General features: G+C 35.6%; 23 protein-coding genes, 1 tRNA gene and 1 pseudogene. 11 read left to right on the top strand and 14 right to left on the bottom strand.

The genetic code is table 11. The features are described 5' to 3' along the window. Positions 1-156 precede the first annotated feature (156 nt). On the top strand, positions 157-618 hold the full coding sequence (locus tag ACPUVN_RS17795) for a TVP38/TMEM64 family protein (protein ID WP_426358977.1): 462 nt from the start codon (positions 157-159) through the stop codon (positions 616-618). Between the two features lie 221 nt (positions 619-839). On the opposite strand, the gene ACPUVN_RS17790 is transcribed toward ACPUVN_RS17795, so the two are convergent. The 4 genes from ACPUVN_RS17790 to ccoG all read right to left on the bottom strand — a co-directional run bounded on the left by ACPUVN_RS17790 (position 840) and on the right by ccoG (position 4113). Further along, the gene (locus ACPUVN_RS17790; RefSeq protein WP_426369564.1) at positions 840-1172 is read right to left on the bottom strand and encodes a hypothetical protein; all 333 of its coding nucleotides are present in this window, start codon (positions 1170-1172) and stop codon (positions 840-842) included. Beyond that, entirely contained in the window at positions 1153-1491 is a 339-nt protein-coding gene (locus ACPUVN_RS17785) for a DsbA family protein (protein WP_426369563.1), read from the bottom strand. Before ACPUVN_RS17785 ends, ACPUVN_RS17790 begins: the two co-directional genes overlap by 20 nt. 37 nt (positions 1492-1528) lie before the next feature. Beyond that, complete coding sequence (locus ACPUVN_RS17780; protein ID WP_426358979.1) at positions 1529-2506, bottom strand: serine/threonine protein kinase; 978 nt, start codon at positions 2504-2506, stop codon at positions 1529-1531. 167 nt (positions 2507-2673) lie between these two features. Continuing rightward, positions 2674-4113: a cytochrome c oxidase accessory protein CcoG gene (gene ccoG / locus ACPUVN_RS17775; protein ID WP_426358980.1), complete on the bottom strand. Its 1440-nt coding sequence runs from the start codon at positions 4111-4113 to the stop codon at positions 2674-2676. A 122-nt stretch (positions 4114-4235) separates the two neighbouring features. Here ccoG and ACPUVN_RS17770 point away from each other — a divergent pair, with 122 nt between their 5' ends. Next, entirely contained in the window at positions 4236-4592 is a 357-nt protein-coding gene (locus tag ACPUVN_RS17770) for a hypothetical protein (protein ID WP_426358981.1), read from the top strand. A gap of 66 nt (positions 4593-4658) precedes the next feature. On the opposite strand, the gene ACPUVN_RS17765 is transcribed toward ACPUVN_RS17770, so the two are convergent. The 3 genes from ACPUVN_RS17765 to ACPUVN_RS17755 form a co-directional block, all read right to left on the bottom strand. Then, on the bottom strand, positions 4659-6068 hold the full coding sequence (locus tag ACPUVN_RS17765) for a formimidoylglutamate deiminase (RefSeq protein WP_426369562.1): 1410 nt from the start codon (positions 6066-6068) through the stop codon (positions 4659-4661). A gap of 2 nt (positions 6069-6070) precedes the next feature. Further along, a complete protein-coding gene (locus ACPUVN_RS17760; RefSeq protein ID WP_426369561.1) occupies positions 6071-6193 on the bottom strand; it encodes a hypothetical protein in 123 nt (40 codons plus the stop codon). A gap of 91 nt (positions 6194-6284) precedes the next feature. After that, complete coding sequence (locus tag ACPUVN_RS17755; protein WP_426369560.1) at positions 6285-6875, bottom strand: N-formylglutamate amidohydrolase; 591 nt, start codon at positions 6873-6875, stop codon at positions 6285-6287. Positions 6876-7130: 255 nt separating this feature from the next. Here ACPUVN_RS17755 and ACPUVN_RS17750 point away from each other — a divergent pair, with 255 nt between their 5' ends. The 7 genes from ACPUVN_RS17750 to ACPUVN_RS17720 all read left to right on the top strand — a co-directional run bounded on the left by ACPUVN_RS17750 (position 7131) and on the right by ACPUVN_RS17720 (position 14048). Further along, positions 7131-8660 (top strand): ATP-binding protein, encoded by a 1530-nt coding sequence (locus ACPUVN_RS17750; RefSeq protein ID WP_426369559.1) that lies wholly within the window; start codon positions 7131-7133, stop codon positions 8658-8660. Positions 8661-8751: 91 nt separating this feature from the next. Further along, positions 8752-9483, top strand: coding sequence for a glutathione peroxidase (locus tag ACPUVN_RS17745; RefSeq protein ID WP_426358985.1), 732 nt, complete (start codon positions 8752-8754; stop codon positions 9481-9483). Between the two features lie 121 nt (positions 9484-9604). Further along, positions 9605-9832, top strand: a complete 228-nt coding sequence (locus tag ACPUVN_RS17740) for a VF530 family DNA-binding protein (RefSeq protein ID WP_426358986.1) — start codon at positions 9605-9607, stop codon at positions 9830-9832. A 156-nt stretch (positions 9833-9988) separates the two neighbouring features. Then, positions 9989-10849 (top strand): formyltetrahydrofolate deformylase, encoded by an 861-nt coding sequence (gene purU / locus ACPUVN_RS17735; RefSeq protein ID WP_426358987.1) that lies wholly within the window; start codon positions 9989-9991, stop codon positions 10847-10849. Positions 10850-10951: 102 nt separating this feature from the next. Beyond that, positions 10952-12733 carry a M61 family metallopeptidase gene (locus ACPUVN_RS17730; RefSeq protein WP_426369558.1) on the top strand — a complete coding sequence of 594 codons (1782 nt, stop codon included), beginning with the start codon at positions 10952-10954 and terminating at the stop codon, positions 12731-12733. A gap of 223 nt (positions 12734-12956) precedes the next feature. Continuing rightward, complete coding sequence (gene yihI, locus ACPUVN_RS17725) at positions 12957-13547, top strand: Der GTPase-activating protein YihI (protein WP_426369557.1); 591 nt, start codon at positions 12957-12959, stop codon at positions 13545-13547. 12 nt (positions 13548-13559) lie between these two features. Next, positions 13560-14048 carry a DUF2489 domain-containing protein gene (locus tag ACPUVN_RS17720; RefSeq protein ID WP_426369556.1) on the top strand — a complete coding sequence of 163 codons (489 nt, stop codon included), beginning with the start codon at positions 13560-13562 and terminating at the stop codon, positions 14046-14048. 21 nt (positions 14049-14069) lie between these two features. On the opposite strand, the gene ACPUVN_RS17715 is transcribed toward ACPUVN_RS17720, so the two are convergent. After that, a complete protein-coding gene (locus tag ACPUVN_RS17715; RefSeq protein ID WP_426358991.1) occupies positions 14070-14612 on the bottom strand; it encodes a DUF1285 domain-containing protein in 543 nt (180 codons plus the stop codon). A gap of 314 nt (positions 14613-14926) precedes the next feature. Here ACPUVN_RS17715 and ACPUVN_RS17710 point away from each other — a divergent pair, with 314 nt between their 5' ends. Both ACPUVN_RS17710 and ACPUVN_RS17705 read left to right on the top strand, forming a co-directional pair. Then, the gene (locus ACPUVN_RS17710) at positions 14927-16015 is read left to right on the top strand and encodes a GGDEF domain-containing protein (RefSeq protein WP_426369555.1); all 1089 of its coding nucleotides are present in this window, start codon (positions 14927-14929) and stop codon (positions 16013-16015) included. Positions 16016-16171: 156 nt separating this feature from the next. Next, positions 16172-16247: transfer RNA gene (locus ACPUVN_RS17705), tRNA-His, on the top strand. 449 nt (positions 16248-16696) lie between these two features. On the opposite strand, the gene ACPUVN_RS17700 is transcribed toward ACPUVN_RS17705, so the two are convergent. The 6 genes and pseudogenes from ACPUVN_RS17700 to ACPUVN_RS17675 all read right to left on the bottom strand — a co-directional run bounded on the left by ACPUVN_RS17700 (position 16697) and on the right by ACPUVN_RS17675 (position 21392). Further along, positions 16697-16918: a hypothetical protein gene (locus ACPUVN_RS17700; protein ID WP_426358993.1), complete on the bottom strand. Its 222-nt coding sequence runs from the start codon at positions 16916-16918 to the stop codon at positions 16697-16699. Between the two features lie 143 nt (positions 16919-17061). Further along, positions 17062-17505 (bottom strand): IS200/IS605 family transposase, encoded by a 444-nt coding sequence (gene tnpA / locus ACPUVN_RS17695; protein ID WP_426357338.1) that lies wholly within the window; start codon positions 17503-17505, stop codon positions 17062-17064. A gap of 83 nt (positions 17506-17588) precedes the next feature. Then, a pseudogene (locus ACPUVN_RS17690) lies at positions 17589-19082 on the bottom strand (monovalent cation:proton antiporter-2 (CPA2) family protein); the annotation flags it as partial. A gap of 155 nt (positions 19083-19237) precedes the next feature. Beyond that, positions 19238-19588 carry a hypothetical protein gene (locus ACPUVN_RS17685; protein ID WP_426358994.1) on the bottom strand — a complete coding sequence of 117 codons (351 nt, stop codon included), beginning with the start codon at positions 19586-19588 and terminating at the stop codon, positions 19238-19240. Then, positions 19581-20780: a hypothetical protein gene (locus tag ACPUVN_RS17680; protein WP_426369554.1), complete on the bottom strand. Its 1200-nt coding sequence runs from the start codon at positions 20778-20780 to the stop codon at positions 19581-19583. The genes ACPUVN_RS17685 and ACPUVN_RS17680 overlap by 8 nt, the downstream gene beginning before the upstream one ends. A gap of 117 nt (positions 20781-20897) precedes the next feature. Next, positions 20898-21392 (bottom strand): MarR family winged helix-turn-helix transcriptional regulator, encoded by a 495-nt coding sequence (locus ACPUVN_RS17675; RefSeq protein WP_426369553.1) that lies wholly within the window; start codon positions 21390-21392, stop codon positions 20898-20900. Positions 21393-21477 lie beyond the last annotated feature (85 nt).

The following is a 21477-nucleotide window of genomic DNA, read 5'->3' as shown; positions in this document are numbered from 1 at the left end:
ATAGCAATAAGTACATTTGTTGTACTTTACGCTCTTATCTCAATAACTGTTTTCACACAGAATGCATTTCAAGAGTATTTACTGTCAATCTCACCTACTAGCCTAAAATCTATAATAATATTGCTTAGCATCTTGTTAGGACTCTCTTGTATAGGCATGCCAAGGCAAGTAGTAGCTTTTACTTGCGGGTATTTCTTTGGTGTTATTTTAGGTTTAGTTTACGCAACACTAACCGTTACTATCGCCGCTGCTATTACTTATAAGGTAGCGTCTTTATTTCAACAAAGTTATATCGCCAGTAAATACAAAAAACAGCTAACAAAACTGCATAACTTTTTATCTGTTGATACATTTTTAAAAGCCTTAGTTATTAGATTACTTCCTGTTGGTTCAAATTTTTTAACCAATATACTCGCTGGAATTGCTAATATTCCATTACGACCTTACATTGCAGGTAGTTGCCTTGGTTTCATACCACAAATGGCTATTTTCTCATTGGCTGGATCAGGTGTTAAATTAGCAGATTCAGCACACATTGGAGCCGCGGCAATACTCTTTCTAATCGCGACAATAATTGGTTATCACCTTTATAAAACAAGAAAATCAGAGTTAAATTAAAATAATATTAATATTTTACCTTTAGGTAATTTGTAAACTAAGCTGCAGCTCTTACTCACAGTTTACTGCTAATAATAAACATATCCTCTCGCGACAGTAAGATGACAATGTTCAGCACAACTTCTTAGTCATAACTCTAAAAAAAGACATAAAAAAAGAGCGACATGCGCTCTTTAATATTTAAAATCTGAACTCGATGATCATTCAGTCACTATTAGCGGTTACTTTAACGCTAATAAGTGATTTACAAGCTTCTTATAATCACCTTCAAAATCACCTTTGTCTAATGCAGCAGGGTTGATTCTGTATTTACCATTAACAATAACTGTTGGAACAGCATTTAGGTAAGGCTTACCATCTGCGCCAGTTTTCTTTGAGAAGTATTCTTGGTGTTTCTTCATCAACTTAGCTTGGCTATTAATAGAAAAACTAGACATTAACTTATCAAATTGCTCGCCATCTGCACCGTTTAATACAAAGATGTTACGAATATCTTTTTCAGATGTTATGAAAGCACGTTGAACTTGAAGATAGTTAAAAATAGCGCCAACCATTTTTTTTCTCCATATCCATTTTCTTAGCAACAACAATTGCCTTACTTAATAACCCTTGTACTTTAGGAGAAGCAGCACGTAAAAAATCAACGTGATTCATTTCAAATGTAGCACCTGCAGGTAAGTCTTTTTTCACATTCGCCATAATTGGTTCAAAGTTGAAACAATGTGGGCAATAAAATGAAAAGTATTCACGTACTTCTAATTTTTTAGATACTTTATCGTCAACTACTGTGTAGTGTTCACCTGCTTTATATTCTGCTGAACACGCCATTAATGGCATACATAACATAACGATAAGACTTAAAATTTTCTTCATTATAAACATCCTAATAAATGTGCTTTGCCAATATTGGCTACATTGGAATTAAACTTAAAGGCGGTTGCTGCAAGGCAGACATTTGCTCTTTCAGCATTAAAATTTGTTGTTCCCAGTACTTTTCACTATCAAACCATGGAAAATTTCGCGGGAAAGCTGGGTCGTTCCACCGCTTACATAACCATGCCATATAATGTACAACTCGCATAGTCCTCAATGATTCTATCAAAACAAGCTCACTACTATCAAATGTAAAAAACTCTTCATAGCCTGTTAAAAGTGTATCGAGTTGTAACAGTTGTTCATTACGGTCGCCTGAAAGCATCATCCAAAGGTCTTGAATGGCAGGGCCCATTTTACAATCATCTAAATCAACGAAGTGAGGTCCTTTGTCTGTCCAGAATATATTTCCAGCATGACAATCACCATGTAACCTGATTTGTGTCTTCGGTTTATATTGACCCGCAGCCACTTCAATAACTTGCTCTAAAATAGTAAAAAAAGCGATATTAAGTGATTTAGGCACAAAACCTGAAGATTGAATGATTTTCATTGAATTGTTCAGCATATCATCAGTCGTTAACGCTAAACGAGTTTCGAACGGTTTTTGCGAAGCAACTGCGTGAATACGAGCTATAAAACGCCCCATCCATTCAAGTTGATCTAAATTATCTACTTCAAAGGTTCTCCCACCACGACAGGGAGATACAGTGAAGTAATAGCCTTTATAATTAAATAAGCTTTCACCGTTTACAGATAAAGGCGCTACTAGCGGTAACTCTTGCTTATCAAGCTCTAACGCAAAGTTTAACTCTTCTCTTATTTGTTTTTCGCTCCAACGTTCAGGGCGATAAAACTTAGTGACATATTTAACAAGATTTTCATCATGAAATTGATAAACGCGGTTTTCGTAACTATTTAAAGCCAGTAAACCGCTGTCTACATTAAAACCTACGCTTTCTAATCCATCTAAAATCAGATCAGGGGACAGTGAAGTAAAATCGAATACTGACATGTTTTTCTCAATAAAATTCATTGCGCCAATAGTAAACGTTAGCGTTGTAACATACTAGGGCTAGAGGTTTTGAATATCAGTAAACATCATTTAAAATCAACAGTAGAAGCCTAAAGCTCCTACTGTAATTATACTAAGTTGATCAAATTATGATCCAGGTTTTCACACTATCTTTTATTGAAAAATCGACTTTCATGTTCAAGTTTAATATCACTTTCTGGCTCTACTTGTTCAATAACAAAAGTAATATCGTTCATGTAAGATTCTAGTTCGTAAGGGTCGACTGAGATACTAATAGGTAATGTATAAACATCGGCAGCAGGTACTTTAATCACCTGGTCACCATGCCATGTTGTATGCTCAATACCTCGAACAGACAACTTATAGGTATTATCTGTTTGTGACATATTCAAAATCTTTAAGGTGTAAACGTTTTCGATATCGCCATTAAAATTCTCTTTCGACAATTCATTACGGTCACGAATAATATCGAGCGACACAGGTACACGATTAACAATTTCTAATACCAGCAAAGTCGTCATCACTAATAATACAATCGCATAACCTATGAGTTTTCCACGGAAGAATTTGACTTTTTTACCTTTTAAATCATTTTCTGTTGCGTAACGTATCAACCCTCTGTCGTAATTCATTTTATCCATTACGCCATCACAAGCATCGACACAGGCACCACAGTTGATACATTCGTACTGCAATCCATTACGAATATCTATACCTGTTGGGCAAACCTGAACACATAAATTACAATCAATACAGTCGCCTAAATCTGAATCTAACTCTTTAGGATCTTTCTTTCTACTTCTTGGTCCTCTATTTTCTCCGCGCTCCGCATCGTAAGATACCGTCAATGTATTTTGATCAAACATAGCCGATTGAAAACGTGCATAAGGACACATATGTAAACACATAGTTTCGCGCATCCAACCCGCATTACCGTATGTAGCAAAAGTAAAAAATAAAATTATGCTGGCAATAGTTAATGACGTATTAAGTGTAAATACATCTATAAAAACATCTCGCATCGGTGAAAAATAACCAACAAAAGTCATTGCAGTGAATAAAGAAAATAAAACCCAGGAAGTATGTTTTAAGGTTTTCCGCCAAAACTTATTAAAATCCATTTTCTGGCTATCAAGGTTTTTACGCTTATTAGCTGTACCTTCTATTTTTTCTTCAAACCAAATAAAAATGAAGGTCCATACGGTTTGTGGGCACATATAACCACACCAAACACGCCCCAAAAATGCCGTAACAAAAAACAGCAGAAAAGCACCTAAAATAAATAACCAAGCTAATAAGGTAAGATCTTGTGGCCACAAAGTTAAACCAAAAATAGTAAAACGCTGTGCCTCAATATCAAATAATACGGCTTGATGTCCATTAAATTGAACCCAAGGTAACAAAGCAAAAAAAGCAAAATAAACCAAGTTCATTCGTTGCCTTAGCTTTTGAAAAAAGCCCGACACTTTACGCACATAAATCTGATCGCTGGGTTGGTAAGTTTCTACACCCTTAGTTTTATGTATAACGATATTTTTTACAGGAATTTGAACTGCGGATTTATTTTTTAACTCTTGCTCATTCACAAAAAAGCCCTTACTTAGCAAAACCGTTCATTAAAAATGAAATGGGGAAAAGTGATAAAGATAATATATTGTTGGAGAAAAATTGATTATCCTATCAAAACAACACCATTATACGCCAAGATATGAAAAATTTATTGATATTGATCGTCGCTGCAGCGGTATTTTTGCATTTTTATCCTCAACCAAAATTAGAACGTTGGTATAACGAACAAAAAGATTCGTTACTCACCGGGTTTAATAATGCCACCGACACTAAAGTTAAATTGAGTGTCAAAAAGGTCTACAGCGATTTAGAACGAGAGTTTAAGCACTTTACACCTGAAGAGATCACCTATGCGACAGAGTTAACCTCTGAACGAGATAAAGTTATTACATTTTATAAAACTCATTGTGATAAACCTAAAACTGATTACAATTTTCAAGCAGCTAATCAAAAGATCGTTTGTAAAGTTATAGGAAAATATAGAAGTTACTTCTAACTTTTGATTAAAGTCAGATTTTGTCTCAATAATATTTACTGCTCACTCTTTTCTATTTACTAAGAGTTAGTGAGCAGTATGTTGAACTTCAGCTAATAACATCGTGAAAGCTTTCATACTATCTTTTTCTTCGGTGTGTATACCTTCTTTAACAACCCATTCCCCATTTACCATAACGTCATTGATCATATTTGTTTGGCTAGCAAAAAGTAAACTATCTAATATGAATTGTTCATCACTGGCAAAGGTAGCTAAACGCTCTTGATTCAACACTAATAAGTCGGCTTGTTTACCTATGGCTAATTCACCAACATTGCTATGAGTTGAATTCATTCCGCCCGTTAACGCTTTTTCCCATATATAAGCGCCAATAGAAGGTTGAGCAGATGATGCTAATAACGCACGTTTTTGCTTAGTAAGACGTTGCGCATATTCTAGCCAGCGTAGCTCTTCAATAGGGTTAACTGATATATGACTGTCTGAGCCGATGGCAAAACTGCCACCTTCGGTAACAAACTCAAGAGTAGGGAAAATACCGTCGCCCAAATTAGCTTCAGTCGTCGGGCAAATACCTACCACCGCTTCTTTTTCAATAATACCTTTGCGTTCAGCTTCATTAATATGAGTGGCATGAATCAAACACCAATGCTTGTCTAACTCAACATTATCAATAAGCCACTGCACAGGTCGTTTTCCATAAAAAGAAATGCAGTCATCAACTTCTTGTTGTTGTTCGGCAATATGGATATGAATAGGTGCATTCTCATCTAAAGATCTCACATGAGTCACGGCACTTATTAACGATGTTTTATCTACGGCTCTTAATGAGTGAGGAGCAATACCTAAATTGGTATTACTGAATGTTTTTGTATATTCAAAGCACTGAGTAACTAATTGATTAAATTCATTAGCACCATGAATAAAACGTGCTTGATTAACTGAAGCAGGTTTTTGACCAAAGCCACTGTACTGATATAAAACGGGTAAAAACGTTAAACCTATCCCTGCTTGTTGTGCCGACTCAAATATGACTTTAGCCATTGCGGGTGCAGAACGTCCATCACATTCAACACTGCCACTTTCAACTCCGTTAGATTCAGTCCCGTCATTTTTGTCGAAATGCAGATAATGAAATTCAGCTACGCGCGTATAACCACTCTTTAGCATTTCAATATAGAGTTGACGAGCAATTGTACCTACATCAGCAATCGTTAACTTTTTCAAAAAGCTGTACATCACCTCACGCCATGACCAAAAACTATCGTCACCCGAACGTTTAATTTCACTAAAGCCAGCAAAAGCACGCTGAAATGCATGTGAATGACAATTCACCATACCAGGAATAACAACACCAACTGATTCAGCACCTTCAATATAGCCATTGATCACATCTACAATAATGCCATTTTCAATACGAAGGGTTTTCTGCTGTTGCCAGCCATGATTGAATAATATTTTTTCAGCATGTAACAACATAATTAACTTGCCTCCTTTACCACTATATTAGGTGCACAGTTAAGCAAAGCTTCTACCATAGTTTTTAATATAGGCTTTACTTGCATAGCTAAGTTTTCATTAAAGGTAAACTCACTTTCATTCATGTAAGTTCGCTGAGAGAGTTCGAGTTGAATGGCATGGATGTTATTCTCAGGATCGCCATATTCACGTGTTATATACCCCCCTTTAAAGCGATCATTCCATACAACCGAATAAGGAGAAAAATCTATTTTTTTTTATACTGTTAATAACGTCTGTAGAACAACTTGCTCCGTTGGCTGTGCCCCAATTAAAATCTGGTAATTGCCCTTCAAAAAAGCGTGGTACTGTCGATAATATAGAATGAGCATCCAAAATAATCGCAAAACCAAACTCTGCTTTTATATCTGCTAACGTGTTTGTAATTTGATCGTGATAAGGTTGCCAATATTCAGCTATACGTTTATCTACTTCTTCTTTTGAAACGCTTTTCTTGTCTAAATAAATAGACGTACGATTGAAAGTTGAGCTAGGGCATAACTCGGTACTATCAGCACCTGGATATAAATTAATGCCATCAATCCCTCTATTTAAATCAATCACATAACGACTAGTATCTGGCTTGATAATGCTTGCTCCTATTTCATCAGCAAACTCGTACAACTTATCAATATACCAATCTGTATCTTTGATTAACAATGCTTCTTCAGTCATTAAGTCTGCGATAGTCTCAGGAATTTTTTGACCTATATGCGGCATGCTAATAAGCAGAGGAGTCGAGCCTTTTGATAACGAATAACAAGTCATAATTTATTTTTAATCCTAAATATTAAGAGATATACCTATCGAAATCTTAATTGTATATACAAGTTGTATTTAATTTATCACTTAGTTCCTAGAACAATCAATAATTTCACTCGTTTTTTTTACGCGTCATGCTTATTTTATTCAATTAATAGACATAAATTTTTGATGGTGTACTATCCTTTAAAACAAGTATTTAATAAATTTGCTACGAGATATTGAAATATGGTTAACAATTGGAATAAAGGATCATTTTCCATGCTGCGTTATAACACTCTTATTGCTCTTACCTTTGTTGTCGGTATGTTTTTTCATATAGAACAAGCAGTAGCCAATAATAATCTTATTGAATTCCCTCAAATCATTCAGCTAGCCGATGGCCAAACCTTAGATGAGAAATCAGCTAATGCTTTATCAATTCTTCACTTAGACACTCAAAAACAAATACGCAACATTTATAAACAAGCCCTATACGTTATTGCGACTATTTGTATTTTTGTGATCTTGGTTATGTTTATTTATTACCGAAAAATTCAAGTAAAAGAAGCATTACGTAAAGCAATAGAGAAGGAATTAAAAGTAGCCGAAGAAGCGCGACAACATGCCGAAGAATCAGCTCAAGAAAAACTAACTTTCTTAGCGCGTATGAGTCATGAAATAAGAACCCCCATGAATGGTGTTTTAGGCATGGCGGAAGCGCTTACCTATACTGAGTTGAACAATAATCAGCAAGAATTACTTGGTACATTAAAAAGTTCTGCAGGTAATTTATTGGCACTATTAAACGATGTGCTCGATTTCTCTAAAATGGATGCGGGTAAGTTAACCCTAGAAAGTGTACCTGTTAATTTACATCAATTAAGCCGTAATATTACTAATAGCTTCCAACAATTAACCTCTGACGAGCTGAACCTTAATTATCATGTAGCCGATAGCATTACTCATAACTATTTGACCGATCCAACACGCATGTCTCAAGTGCTAAATAACCTATTAAGTAACGCAATTAAATTTACTGAAAAAGGTGGTGTTGCTCTTACAATAGATCTTCTTGAATCGAATGTTGAAGGCGAGCAAACAATCGATACGATAAGAATATCAATTAAAGACACTGGCATAGGTATTCCACTTATGCACCAAACTTCATTATTCACGCCTTTTAAACAAGCTGATGATGCCATCACCCGTAAATACGGTGGTACAGGTTTAGGCCTGAGTATTTGTCAGGAAATAGCTACCGCAATGAATAGTCATATTCAATTAGATTCTACCGATGGCGAAGGCAGCAACTTCTATTTCGATCTGTCGCTAGTCCAATCAGGCGTAGAAAGTGATACCGAAGATAGACGTAAAAACAAACGTGTGATTAACCCACCTAACGATAACCGTTTTAAGGGTTTAAGAGTACTTGTTGCTGAAGACAACATAGTTAACCTAAAAGTATTAACTGCTCAGCTAGAGCGTTTGAATATTTCGCCTCATATTGCACAAGACGGTAAACAAGCTTTAGATATGCATAATGAGCTTGCTTACGATATTATTATTTCAGATTGTCATATGCCGAATTTGGATGGATTTGAACTCGCTTCTATTATATCTAAACAAGAACATGAAAAGCCTATTTGGCTTATTGCGATAACAGCTGACGCCTTAGATGATGCTGTTGAGCATTGTATTTCAGCAGGCTTCGACGACTACATGTCAAAACCTTGCCCGCAAGAAGTTATTACCAACAAACTCAATAATGCTTATCGACAATTAAAAGAAAGTAGAAGTGACCTTGAATAATGATAAAGTGGTCGCATTTAGTTACTTATCTAGTATGTAAATAACATACAAAAGCGCTATTATAACTTATACATTCATTTCGGAGATAACCATGTTCACCAATAAAGAAACACAAGCTGTACCTAACGTAACATTTAAATTAAGAGCTAATGACGAATGGGCTGAACGTTCAACAAATGAAATTTTCAAAAACAGAACAGTTGTAGTTTTTTCACTACCAGGTGCATTTACACCAACATGTTCATCAACTCATTTACCTGGCTATGATGAATTAGCACCTAAGTTCTTCGCAAACGGCGTAGACGAAATCATTTGTATGTCAGTTAACGATACGTTCGTTATGAACTCTTGGTCTGCAGATCAAAATACAAAAAACATCAGCTTTATCCCTGATGGTAATGGCGACTTTACTGACGCTATGGGCTTATTAGTTGATAAGTCAGACATCGGATTTGGCAAACGTAGCTGGAGATACGCTATGTTAGTTAAAGACGGCATCATTGATAAAATGTTTATCGAGCCAGAAGTACCTGGCGACCCGTTTGAAGTTTCTGATGCGGCAACTATGCTTAAATACATCAACCCTGAAGCAGTTTCTACTGCTGAAGTAGCTGTAATTACAAAACCTGGCTGTCCTTTCTGTACTAAAGCTAAAGCATTATTAGTAGAAAAAGGTTACCAGTTTGAAGAGCTAGAATTAGGTAAAGACTTAAGTCTAACGGCACTTAAAGCAATTACTAATGCAACCGCAGTACCACAAGTATTTATTGATGGTGAACTTATTGGTGGAAGTGACAAATTAGAAGAACACTTTCAAAAGTAATTAACCCATTTAAAATAGCTAACAACTTACGTTAGTTAATCTTTTATCTAAAAGCAGAGCGATATAGTTCTGCTTTTTTATTATCTAAACCTTGAACCTATAACTTAAACAGAGAAATCCTTTGGACAATCAACCATACAATCCACTGCACGGCATTACCCTTAAAACTATTGTAGAACAACTTGTTGAACACATTGGTTTTGAAGCGCTTGGTCAAGAAATAAAAATCAAATGTTTTACTGATAATCCAAGTATAAAGTCGAGTTTAACTTTTCTAAGAAAAACCCCCTGGGCACGAGAAAAAGTAGAAGAGCTTTACATTAAAAACAAAACAAGTTTTCCTGAGTAGTATTAAAAACATTAATATTATTGATCATAAAGTCCTTTATCTTAGATTAACCTAAAGAACTGGTCAGCTTGTTACCCGTCACTAAAACCTGTTGTTTCATTGAAAAAAATGTAAAAATATAACCAATCAATCAACTTTAATCACTGTAAATATAAAATGAGTCAAACCAACCATTACACGTTAACTTGGAAATGCCCTGATACTTCAGGCGTATTAGCAAAAGTATCTCAAAACTTATTTGAACACGGTGCTTTCATCACAGAAACATCGCAATACAGTGACCCATATTCAAATACATTCTTTTCACGTATCGCTTTTGATGACCGTAACCTAACCGTACCTATTGCTGAATTCACGCAAGGTATTAATGAGTTAGCTAAGCCATTAAACATGGAATACGTACTAAGAAATAAAGATTGCTTACCTAAAGTGGTTATTGCTGTATCGCAATATGATCATTGCTTAGTGTCATTACTCACAAAGTCTAAAGCGGGTGTTTTACCTATTGAAGTGGCTGCGGTTGTATCCAACCACCTTGATTGCCAATCGTTAGTTGAATGGCATGATATTCCTTATCATTACTTACCCGTGACGAAAGAAACCAAAGCAGAGCAAGAAGCTCAAATTTTAAATATTATTAGCGAAACAGAATCAGAACTTTTGATTCTAGCGCGATACATGCAAATATTGTCAGACGACATGTGTGTTAAGTTACGTGGTAATGCTATTAATATTCATCATTCATTCTTACCTAGCTTTAAAGGTGCAAAACCTTATCATCAAGCCCATTCACGAGGCGTAAAAGTTATAGGTGCTACAGCGCATTATGTAACAGCAGACTTAGATGAAGGACCCATTATTGCGCAAGAAGTTAAGCCAATTAACCACACTTTCACCATAGAACAAATGGTACATTTAGGACACGACTTAGAAGCAACAGCCATTTGTAGAGCAGTAAAAGAACATGCTGAGCAACGTATTTGTTTAAACGGCGATAAAACAGTAATTCTTTCTTAATCCTCTTAAAAAATCGCTAATATCCTTGCTCGTAAGGTGTTAAGCGCCAAAGTTTCTGCTACATTGAAGCATATTTTATTTTCAATGTAGCGTGACTTTCCCATGATCAATTATTCAATTTCTCCGTTAAATATTAACAGCCATTTATTTTCAGTTTCTTTAACCTTTAACGCAATTGCAGATAAACCCTATACCCTTTCATTACCTAGCTGGCTTCCTGGCAGTTATATGATCCGTGACTTTGCTAAAAACATTATTGAAATTAATGCGACGGCAGAAAATAACAACTCACCAATATTGATTAAGAACGATAAACAAACCTGGACACTTACATCAAACGCAGACACAAGCGTTAGCGTTAATTACTCAATATTTGCTTTCGACTTATCAGTAAGAACCGCTTATTTAGACAGCCAACGTGCATTCTTCAACGGTAGTTCAGTGTTTTTACAAGTAGAAGAACTAGCCGATCAAGCTTGCCTATTAGACATCAAACCAAACGACGCGATAAAAGATTGGAAAGTAGCAACAGGACTTACGCGACATAACACAGAGAAATACGCATTCGGTCAATACAGTGCTGAAAACTATCAAGAATTGATAGATGGACCAGTTGCTATGGGTAACTTTAGCTATCAAGAATTTGATGTTGAAGGCATAACTCATCACGTTGTATTTACCAGTGAACATTATGGCGATTTAACACGTTTAACAAACGACTTAACTAAACTATGTCAGCATCATATATCCATGTTTGGCGAAGCGCCTTTTAAAGAATATTGGTTTATTACCCATTTACTTGCTAATGGTTTTGGTGGCTTAGAGCACAAAAATTCAACCATACTACAAGCCAGTCGTTTCGACTTACCTAACCCAAATAAACCAGATGAATTAACAGATGATTACCGTACATTCTTAAGTTTATGCTCACATGAATACTTTCATGCCTGGAATGTTTGTCGTATCAAACCAAAAGAGTTTATTCCTTATAATTTACAAGAAGAAACCCACACCACTCAGCTTTGGGCTTATGAAGGTATCACCTCTTATTACGACGATTTTTCACTGTATCGTACTGGACTTATCTCGTTTGAAGATTATTTAAAAATTCTGTCTAAAACCGCTACTCGTGTCTACCGAGGTAAAGGTGAATTAAAACAAAGTGTCGCTGACTCTAGTTTTGATACTTGGACCAAGTTTTATAAACAAGGACCTGACGCCGTCAACAATATCGTAAGTTACTACACTAAAGGATCTTTAATTGCTCTTTGGTTAGACTTAACTATTCGAGATAAATCGAATGGGCAATACAGTTTAGACAACCTAATGAAAGAGTTATGGATACACTTTGGTCGAACTAATATCGGCACCAGCGAAGATGACTTCATCAACATAGCCAATATCTTATGTAATACAGATATACGTGACGAGTTTACAGCCATGTTACACAATGCTGAGCGTGTAGAACTATCACCTTTACTTAAAAAAGTAGGTATTGATTTCGCCGCCAGTAAATTCAGTAAATTGAATAGTGTAGAAACCCGCACAACAGACGAATATATTCCATACGTAGGTGCTCTTTATAGTGCTACGCCTTCAGGGCTAAAAGTCACTCAGGTGATAGAAGATAGTCCTGCTGCGGAAGCTGGTTTAGCGGTAAATGACATCATAGTTGCAGTAGATAATATGCAAGCGACTGAGAAATCATTACAAAATATAGCTGAACACTTAGCTCAAAACGCTTCGGTAAATTGCCACTATTTTAGAGATGATCAACTTATAGAACAGCCATTAAGCTTTATCGACTCACCTGCTTCAGCAATAGAAATTACAGAGTCAGATGCAGAGTTAAGTAGTCTATGGCGCAATATTATAGGGCTGTGAACTAAGCAGAATCATTACGCTTAGCCTTCTTTATATTTAAGCAACTCAGTAAATAAACGCTATCTTAAGGCAAATAATTCAATGTGAAGGGTTTTAATCAAACTATTCACATTGAAAACCTTAAATTTTTTAGCTAAATGACGAATGAAGCGTGATGACTATCGCTGTTTATCAATTAATCGAGTAAAATAGAACCATTAAGACCATAAATTGAAGCACACACATGTCACGCGTTAAAAAATCAAGAAAACCTGGTGTAGGAAAAAGAGAAGTTCTTAGTGAAGCTGATAAAAAGCTGATCGTACCTACGCCGAAAAGAGCTAAAAAGAAAGTAGGCAAAGAGCCAGGTAACCGTCAAAAAGAAGCTTTTGAAAACAAAACTCAAAATCAAACAAACAATGCTCCTAAAGATCCACGCTTAGGCAGCAAAGTACTTATTGATTTAACGCCTCAAGCTGCACCTAAAGTTACAACGAATACCAACAAGCCTAAAAAAGAGAAACAATCTCCTATTGCTGCTATTCGTATGGTTGAACCTGAAAAAGAACCTAACAGCGCTTTAGAAGACGAGTTATATGCCATTGAAGATGATCAACAACTGCAAAGTATATTGGCACTTCAAGAAGAAGATAAAAGCCTTAGTGAAGAGCAAATTGATTACTTCAATGAGAAAATGGAACGTCATCAAGAGTTACGTGAATTACTTGGTTGGGATGATGAAGAATCTGAAGACGACGAAGATGATAGTCAAAGCAAGTCGAGTGAAGATGACTTGTGGGATTCGTTAGATACAACTGATTTATCTAAATACTAAGTAAGGACCAACATGTTTGAAGGTTACGGGCTATACGCTGTTATTGCTTTATTCATTATTGTTCCGCTTGCAATATATGCTGGCATGCTGCTTTCTCAATTAAAGAAGCAAACCGCTGACCAAATTATTGCCGAGCAAGAAAAACAAGCTGCACTAAAAAGACACGATACTAAAATACTGAATAGTGTCGTGATTATAGTTAGAGCAATGAAAGAAGAGCAATGCGATATATCTGAAGGCTGTTGGCGCTTGTCGGTACTATTAGACTCACTCAAACTTAGCAGTGAGCTTAATACCTTATTTCCTTCAGTTTATGGCTTGTACGAAGGTATAAAGCACATGCCTATTTTAGAAGAACGTAAAAAGCTGACCAAGCCTGAGCGTATGAGACTCGATTTTGAACGCATGAAGCTAGAAGCCGATCTTAAATCTAAAATTCAGCAAGATGTACACGAAATACATCAATACGCTAGTGAGAGATTATCGGTTATCGCTCCATAAGCAAACCTATAAAAATTTTGCTTAAACAAGACCCAAACTAAAATTGCAATTGGCACTCGTAAACATTAATTCAGTGCCTTTTGTTGTTTTTACTTCCTGCGCTATATCTACCCATTGATAAAACACATTACGATGTACCTTCGCTTTTAAATTACGTCGAACGGTAACCATCAAATCACCCTGTTCATCAATACTTAAAGGATGATCTTCGTCGAGCACAAACTCATCTTCAACATTGGTACGAACTGTCATTATGGTTTGTTCCGCATCTTGCCATTGCCATTGAGTTAAAACAAAAGGCGCTTGCTCAACAATTATTTTTACTTTCTCAACGGGCGTTACTAAAAAGTAATCACCTGACTCTTTTTTAATAACAGAAGAAAATAGTTTAACTAGCGGTAACCGTTTAAAAATGCTGTTGTTATAAAACCAATCACCATTCGCTTTTATTCTAATATCAATCTCGCCACAGTAAGGTGGATCCCATAACTCTACAGGTGGAATTTTAACGCCTTTTCCATCTGATGATTTGCCTAATTGTTCTGATATTTTGTCTAAATGCATAAGTTACCTGATGTGCGATATAACCCAAGTTAGCGTTAAATTATTTTACTTTTCGAGCTTACCTAAACGATGTTAATAGTGACGACTTAACAATAAGTTATAAGCTAATGGGTATACTTTACTCTTTATTCAGAATAAAGAAGTAGAAACTACAAATTGCACTATAATTAAAAGATCTATAATTTAGCTATTGTATATATAACTTTCTTGGAAATACAATGAACTAACATTAGCTTAAGCGTTTTAGTGTTTTAATTAAATATCACATGATTAAAAATTATCACACTAGAAAGCCCAGTACTTAAGGAGGAAAAATGAGTCACCCTAAACTTATAGAAGTTCTAGTTCAGCAAACGCCTAGATCTATGATTGCTTTGTTAATCGTTTCGTTTATTTATTTCGTTATATTCTTTAAGTTTATTCCCCTCTCTTTTCTCATTATATGGCTCTTTGCTCAAACATTATTAGCTTCATATCGTTTGTATAATGTCAGAATGTTTAAAAAATATATAAAACAAGCAAGCACGCAAGGAATACAGAAGCAGAAAAAAGTATTCATGATAGTTACAGCCTTACAAGCATGTATTTGGACGGTGTCTTCATGTTTAGTTGTTATATATGCTCCTCCACCATTCGAGCTCGTTAATTTGGTCATAGTTATAGGCATCATTACTGCTGCAGTATTATCAATGGCAACTATTTACAAAGCTTACATGGTGTTCTTTTTTATTATGATCATCCCACAAATATTCATTCTATTTTATTATGGTAAGCATCAGCATATTGCTTTAGTGGTATTAATACTGATTTATATCCCAGTAACACTCCTTCTTTCAAAAGCCATTTATAACGGTCATTTAGTCAATATACAAACCAACAAAAAACTCGAAGAAAGTGTAGAAGAGCTACATAAATTGTCTATGATTGATAATTTAACCAATATATACAATCGACGTTATTTTTTTGAGGTTGCAGAAAACTTATTATCGATAGCAGTAAGAGACAAGAAGAAAGCCTCGCTTCTTATGATGGATATAGATTTTTTCAAAAAAATTAATGATACCTATGGACATCATGCAGGCGATTTTATTTTAGTTAGTATTACACAAGAGATAGAAAAAATAATGCGTAAGAGTGACATCTTCGCACGAATTGGCGGTGAAGAGTTTACGATTTTACTTCACGACACCTCAAAGGAAGGGGCTGGAGTCATCGCCGAAAAGATACGTTCAATAATAGAAGACAAAAATTTTGAATATAACGAATTAACTATAAAGTTAACGCTTTCTATCGGAATATCTGAGGTTAATCAACAAAACACCACAATTGAAAGCTTATATAAAGAGGCAGATAAAAAACTTTATAGCGCTAAAGAAAATGGTCGAAACCAAGTTGCTTCTTAATATTAAAGTGAAATTAAACTTTAAACAGGTAAAAGCACAAAGGAAAGATAAAGCACAGATAAAATAAGTAAAAGTGAATTTTTTTCTTGTAAACATCGGCTCAAATGCAATATACTCTCCGCGCCTTACCACAAGGTACTTTAAGTAATATCAGTGGTGGCTATAGCTCAGTTGGTAGAGCCCCGGATTGTGATTCCGGTTGTCGAGGGTTCAAGTCCCTTTAGCCACCCCACTTCTTTATACTTTTCAGATATCTAACTCATCTAAAGCTATACCTCAGATAAAACCTTAAACTTTATTGAATAGATAAGCTTTTGATATAGAGTAATCAATAATTTAATACTCTATATCTAAAAACCTTAATATCGCTAAGCTTTAGTTTGCTTTGTTCTTCAACTTTCACTCGCTCTATGTTTTTGAATACGTATCTAATACCAAACGGATTAATTTATTGCTCACTTAGCGAGAATTTAAAGGCTTAGAGACAAGGCATTGATTGAAGAGAATGGTTATTCCCTTGTCAAAATCAATAACGCGGCATATGAGCCTTTAAATTCCCGCCCTTCGGGAGCTCATTAGCAAACTGATAACATCACAAAATTAAAAAAATATAGAATAACTATGTTTAATCAATTTTGCTTGTTCTAAGCTTGCTAATGTAGTTCTAAGTTGCTCAATAAATTAATCCGTTTGGTATAAATCAGCTTCCGACTTTTTAGTCTCTGCTTCTTTATCTTGTGAGAGTACGTAGTTAAGCTCTTCAGATCGCTGACGCACAGCAATGCCATAGTTTTCATCATCTTCCGACATACTAGATAACTGGTACAGTGACTCCAAGTCATGCTTTCTAAACACTGCGCCTGCTCTTTTAGCATCGGCAGTACTTCTTCCTAATAATTTCAAAGAATCGACAGCTAATGTAATAGCAGAATCAAAAGTCTCACGGTTAAATGCATCAACTTTCATATTAATTAATTTGTATGCATGGCCTCTGTTAATAGCACGTACTACCAGCTATAAAATTCTCGGCCGCAAGCGACCGAGTTTCAAAACAAGTTCAGTTGATCGCTATTAATTTCTTTACCATCTAATTCGATTAACTGTTCTTGAACATATTTCCTGATAACTTCTTCTGTTGCGTTACCAATCGTTTCAACAAAAAAGCTTTGTGTCCATAATTTACCGCCCCAGAAATACTGCTTTTTAATTTCAGGATAAATTCTAAAAAACTCACGAGCAGTTATACTTTTAATTATTTGCATAACATCGCTTGGCGACTGTTTAGGGATCCCTCTAATAACCATATGAATATGGTCACTCGGAATTTCTAACTCTACGATATCAATATCGTAGTCATATCCTACTTTTTGAATAATTGCTTTCATTGTTGAACGATAGGGTTCAATGAAGACTTTGTGTCGATACTTTGGTATCCACACAAAGTGGTACATTAATCTAAAGACATGATGTGTATTTCTTTGAAGTTCCATATGAAGAATAGCATTTACTGGGGTCCCCCCAGTATACACTATCCAGCACGGGGGCAAGCCCCCGAGATTTACGCTTCGCTAGTTAAATTTGGATAATGTCGCTGTGCGAACTCCACTATTTCTAATGATTTTGCGCTATCATCAATGGCTATCACTAAAAGCTTAGCTTCATTTGCACCTGCAGCATCAAGTAGATCTTTGCGAGCTGCATCACCATAAAAAACCTTATGCCCAAACTTTCGTAACAGATCAATCTGACTAGCGCTGTGATCAAGAATCGTAACTTGGTAGCCTTGTGCTTTTAATAAACGTCCTATCATTTGTCCGAAACGACCATAACCAGCAATGATAACGCTCTTACTCGTTTCCATTTCTTCCTTATCATCAAAGGCTGGACCACTTTTCTTTTTGTTAATTATTTTTTCATAAACCATTAAGATAACAGGTGTGAAAAGCATTGATACCGCTACAACAAGGGTGGTTAACTTTGTTTGTTCTACTGATAATATTTGTAATGATGAAGTTAAACCAAGTAATACAAAAGCAAATTCACCGCCTTGAGCTAAAGCAAGGGCAAACAGCAGTTGGTTTGATTTGTTCATTTTGAATAAAAATGCCAGAACATAAAGTACGGCAACTTTAACGAGTATAAGTAATACAACGAGTAGCACGACAGTAACAAAAGCCTGACTCAATAATTCAAAATCAATTGATGCGCCAACCGTGACAAAGAACAAACCTAATAACAAACCTTTAAACGGCTCTATATCAACTTCTAACTCATGCCTAAATTCACTTTCAGCTAATACGACACCTGCTAAGAATGTGCCAAGCGCGGGGGAGAGTCCTACTTTTTGCATGAGTAAAGCAATTGCGATGACTAAGAATAAAGCAAATACCGTAAACATTTCTCGTAAGCGTGTTTCAGCTATGTACCTGAATATAGGCGCTGAAATATAACGTCCTGCAAAAATAATAAACACGATAGCGGCGATAGATATACCTACTTGTTCAAGCACAGGTAAATGCGAAATTATAGATTCGCTATGCTCTTGGCTTTCTTTCGCGGGTAAAAAGGCTAACAAGGGGAGAAGTGCAAGAATAGGAATGACAGCAATGTCTTGAAATAAAAGTACCGAGAATGAGTTTTGACCCGCTTCTTGTTTTATCCAACCTTTTTCAGTTAATGTCTGTAATACAATGGCGGTAGAAGAGAGTGATAACATAAGTGCGGTAGCTAACGATGTCTGCCACTTCATCTCAAATAAAAGATAACCAATCGCGAAAAATACAGCGCTGGTCACTACAACTTGTAATCCACCTAAACCTAAAATTGATTTTCTTAACCGTCAAAGTCTTGAAGGTTGAAGCTCTAACCCCACTAAAAACAGCATCATCACTACGCCAAATTCAGCAAAGTGCATAACATCCGTTTGATCGCCAACCATACCTAAAGCATAAGGGCCAATCAGCATACCGGCAAATAAATACCCAAGTACGGAACCTAAACCCAAACGTTTTGCTAGCGGTACAACAATAATTGCAGCAGCTAGGTAGATAATGGCTAATTCTAGCATTTAGATTTCCTTTAGGATTTTAATTAATTCAGACGATTAAAGACTAGCTTAACATTAAGGTTGGTTTAACTATGTAAATATCAATAAATGCTTAAACCCCCGCTCACTTTCTCATTAATAAAGTAAGCAGGGTTCATGTAATTTATGGCAACTGACTAATTTAATTGGATATGGTGGGCAAAGACTTCTTCTTGTTCAATATGAACCCAAGAAATAGATAAGTTGAGCGCTTGTTTTAAGCCTTGTAGTAATTGTTTTATCTGTTGTTTAGCTTGCTCTTCTTTGTCTAAGGTGACAGATAAAAGAATTTTCATACCTTTCTCTTGAATACCAGCTTGATATACTTCTTTATCGTGCTCACCATCTTCCGACCAAATACCATCAATAGGCTGACAACAAGCGCCAGCAAATAACTCGCCTAACTTAGGGCTAAGCCAGTCCATAACTGCCTGATAAGGAAAGTTGGGCGTTGAAAATATAATGGTAAAGCGGATGCGTTTATTCATGATTCTTATAAAAGTAAAGAGTGAGTAAAATAACGAACATAAACGTAATATTAAGTATGTGCTCGGCTGAGAGCAATTGAATGAAATCTAATACGCCTGTGCTATCTGCATGCGGAGTAGTATTTCCCATACTAATTAAGTCTATAACTAAACTAAGTAATCCAAGTGTACCTAAAAAAGTTAATAAGGTCTGTATTACCTTATTTTGTTGACGCAGCTTTTCTTGTGCTAAACGATCTAAACGACTTTGAGTTAAACCTGTTAATTTTGTTACTCGTTCACGCTGTTCATTAAACCCCCAAGCCTGACTAAATTGTTGAAATAATTCACGGCGTTTACCTTGAACGCCTGCTTCAGCTGCTGATACTTGAATATTAATATATTCGATATGATCATTTCGATATTGCTGGTTCGTAACGTTCAAGCTTAATGACTTAACAGGAGTTTTATTATAATAATGACTGTTAAGCTTTTTTAGATTGTCTTTTAATAAGTCTTCTATACGTTCCATCAGCGCTGCGTGAAATTGCGACATCACCATAATGCGATTCACATCTGAGTAATACTCTTCTTGAAGCAGTAAAGAATTACCTGAGCCTAAATGTAAAATGTCAGATTCAGCATCAACATTTTTAAGCCAGTTTAAATAGTGTTCTGGTGTCAGGTTTTGATTTTTCTTCAGCATACGCGCAACCCATAAAGGCTTCGCACTCGTGAGGTCTTCTTTGTCACTATTAAAAAATCGATAAGCGCTAGGCTGGATCATGGGCGCTTCCGTTTTCAATGCGTATATTAACTTCAATATAGGTGCTAAATATTCCATTGATAACTCATCAACGCGCTGTGAAATAGCTAAATCATCAATATTACTCAAATCAGCATCTACAGTTAAACCTAAGTTTAATACCGCAAGACAACTATCGTAAACATACAAGCTTACATGGCTAACATCAGACTCTGCAGTTAAATCAGTGATTTTGAAAATAGCGGCTGGCTGATACAACTCTGATAAATTATCGTGATCTAATGAACCATATCCCATTGGCCAGTTATTCGGTTCTATTTCTAAGCCTTCGATCTTTGAAAAATACTTTTCTAATAATTGGTAGCGTTGTTCACTCTCCGCTATTTGTTCTGACTGCCAATTAATCGGTACATTTATGGGCGCATATATTTCTAAATCTAATGACATGTACAACCTATTTTATTTTTATAGAGATATTTATTATTGAATTATAAGTATTTCAGTAAGTTAATTGATTGACTATAACTCCTTAATCTAAAAGATGAAAAAATTAATACGTCTTATTCATGACTCTTCAGATCGACTATTCAAAGCTTGTACGTGTTTCTCAAGTTTTGAAATAAGCATTAAAAATGTAGTTCTTTCATCAGGTGTTAAGCCGTTATCTATCTCGTCATTTAGCTTTAAACGTTTAGGCACTATCTCGTCGTGCAACGAAAGTCCTTTGTCTGTCAGTATTATTTCAACTTTGCGCTTATCCATTTCAGACGGTTCAGTTTCTACAAGTTGCTGCTTCTTCAATTGTTTAACAACACGAGAAATAGCGACATGAGTTTGCTTTATATATTCGCAAATATCTTTGTTGGTCATTTTTCCAAATTTAGCTAACACCGCAATCACTTGCCATTCTTTTACACTCATAGATTCAGGTATTGCGTGTAATTGATTTCCGGGAGTAAGCATTTGATCGGTTAGCTGTCTTATTTTGATAGAAATTGAGGTATCAAAAAGAAGTGGCGTTTTTGACTTTTGGCATTTCGTTTCATTATTTTTTTTCATATTCTCTGCCATTATTTAATTATTTTAAGAAGGATAACTATATTTACTTTAGCATAATAATATGTTCATATGAACATAAATAGGC

This window comes from Pseudocolwellia antarctica, from assembly GCF_049933045.1.
In the GTDB taxonomy this organism is placed as follows: domain Bacteria; phylum Pseudomonadota; class Gammaproteobacteria; order Enterobacterales; family Alteromonadaceae; genus Pseudocolwellia.
Note: the sequence above shows the minus strand (reverse complement) of the source record. Positions and strands in the feature narration are given on the sequence as shown.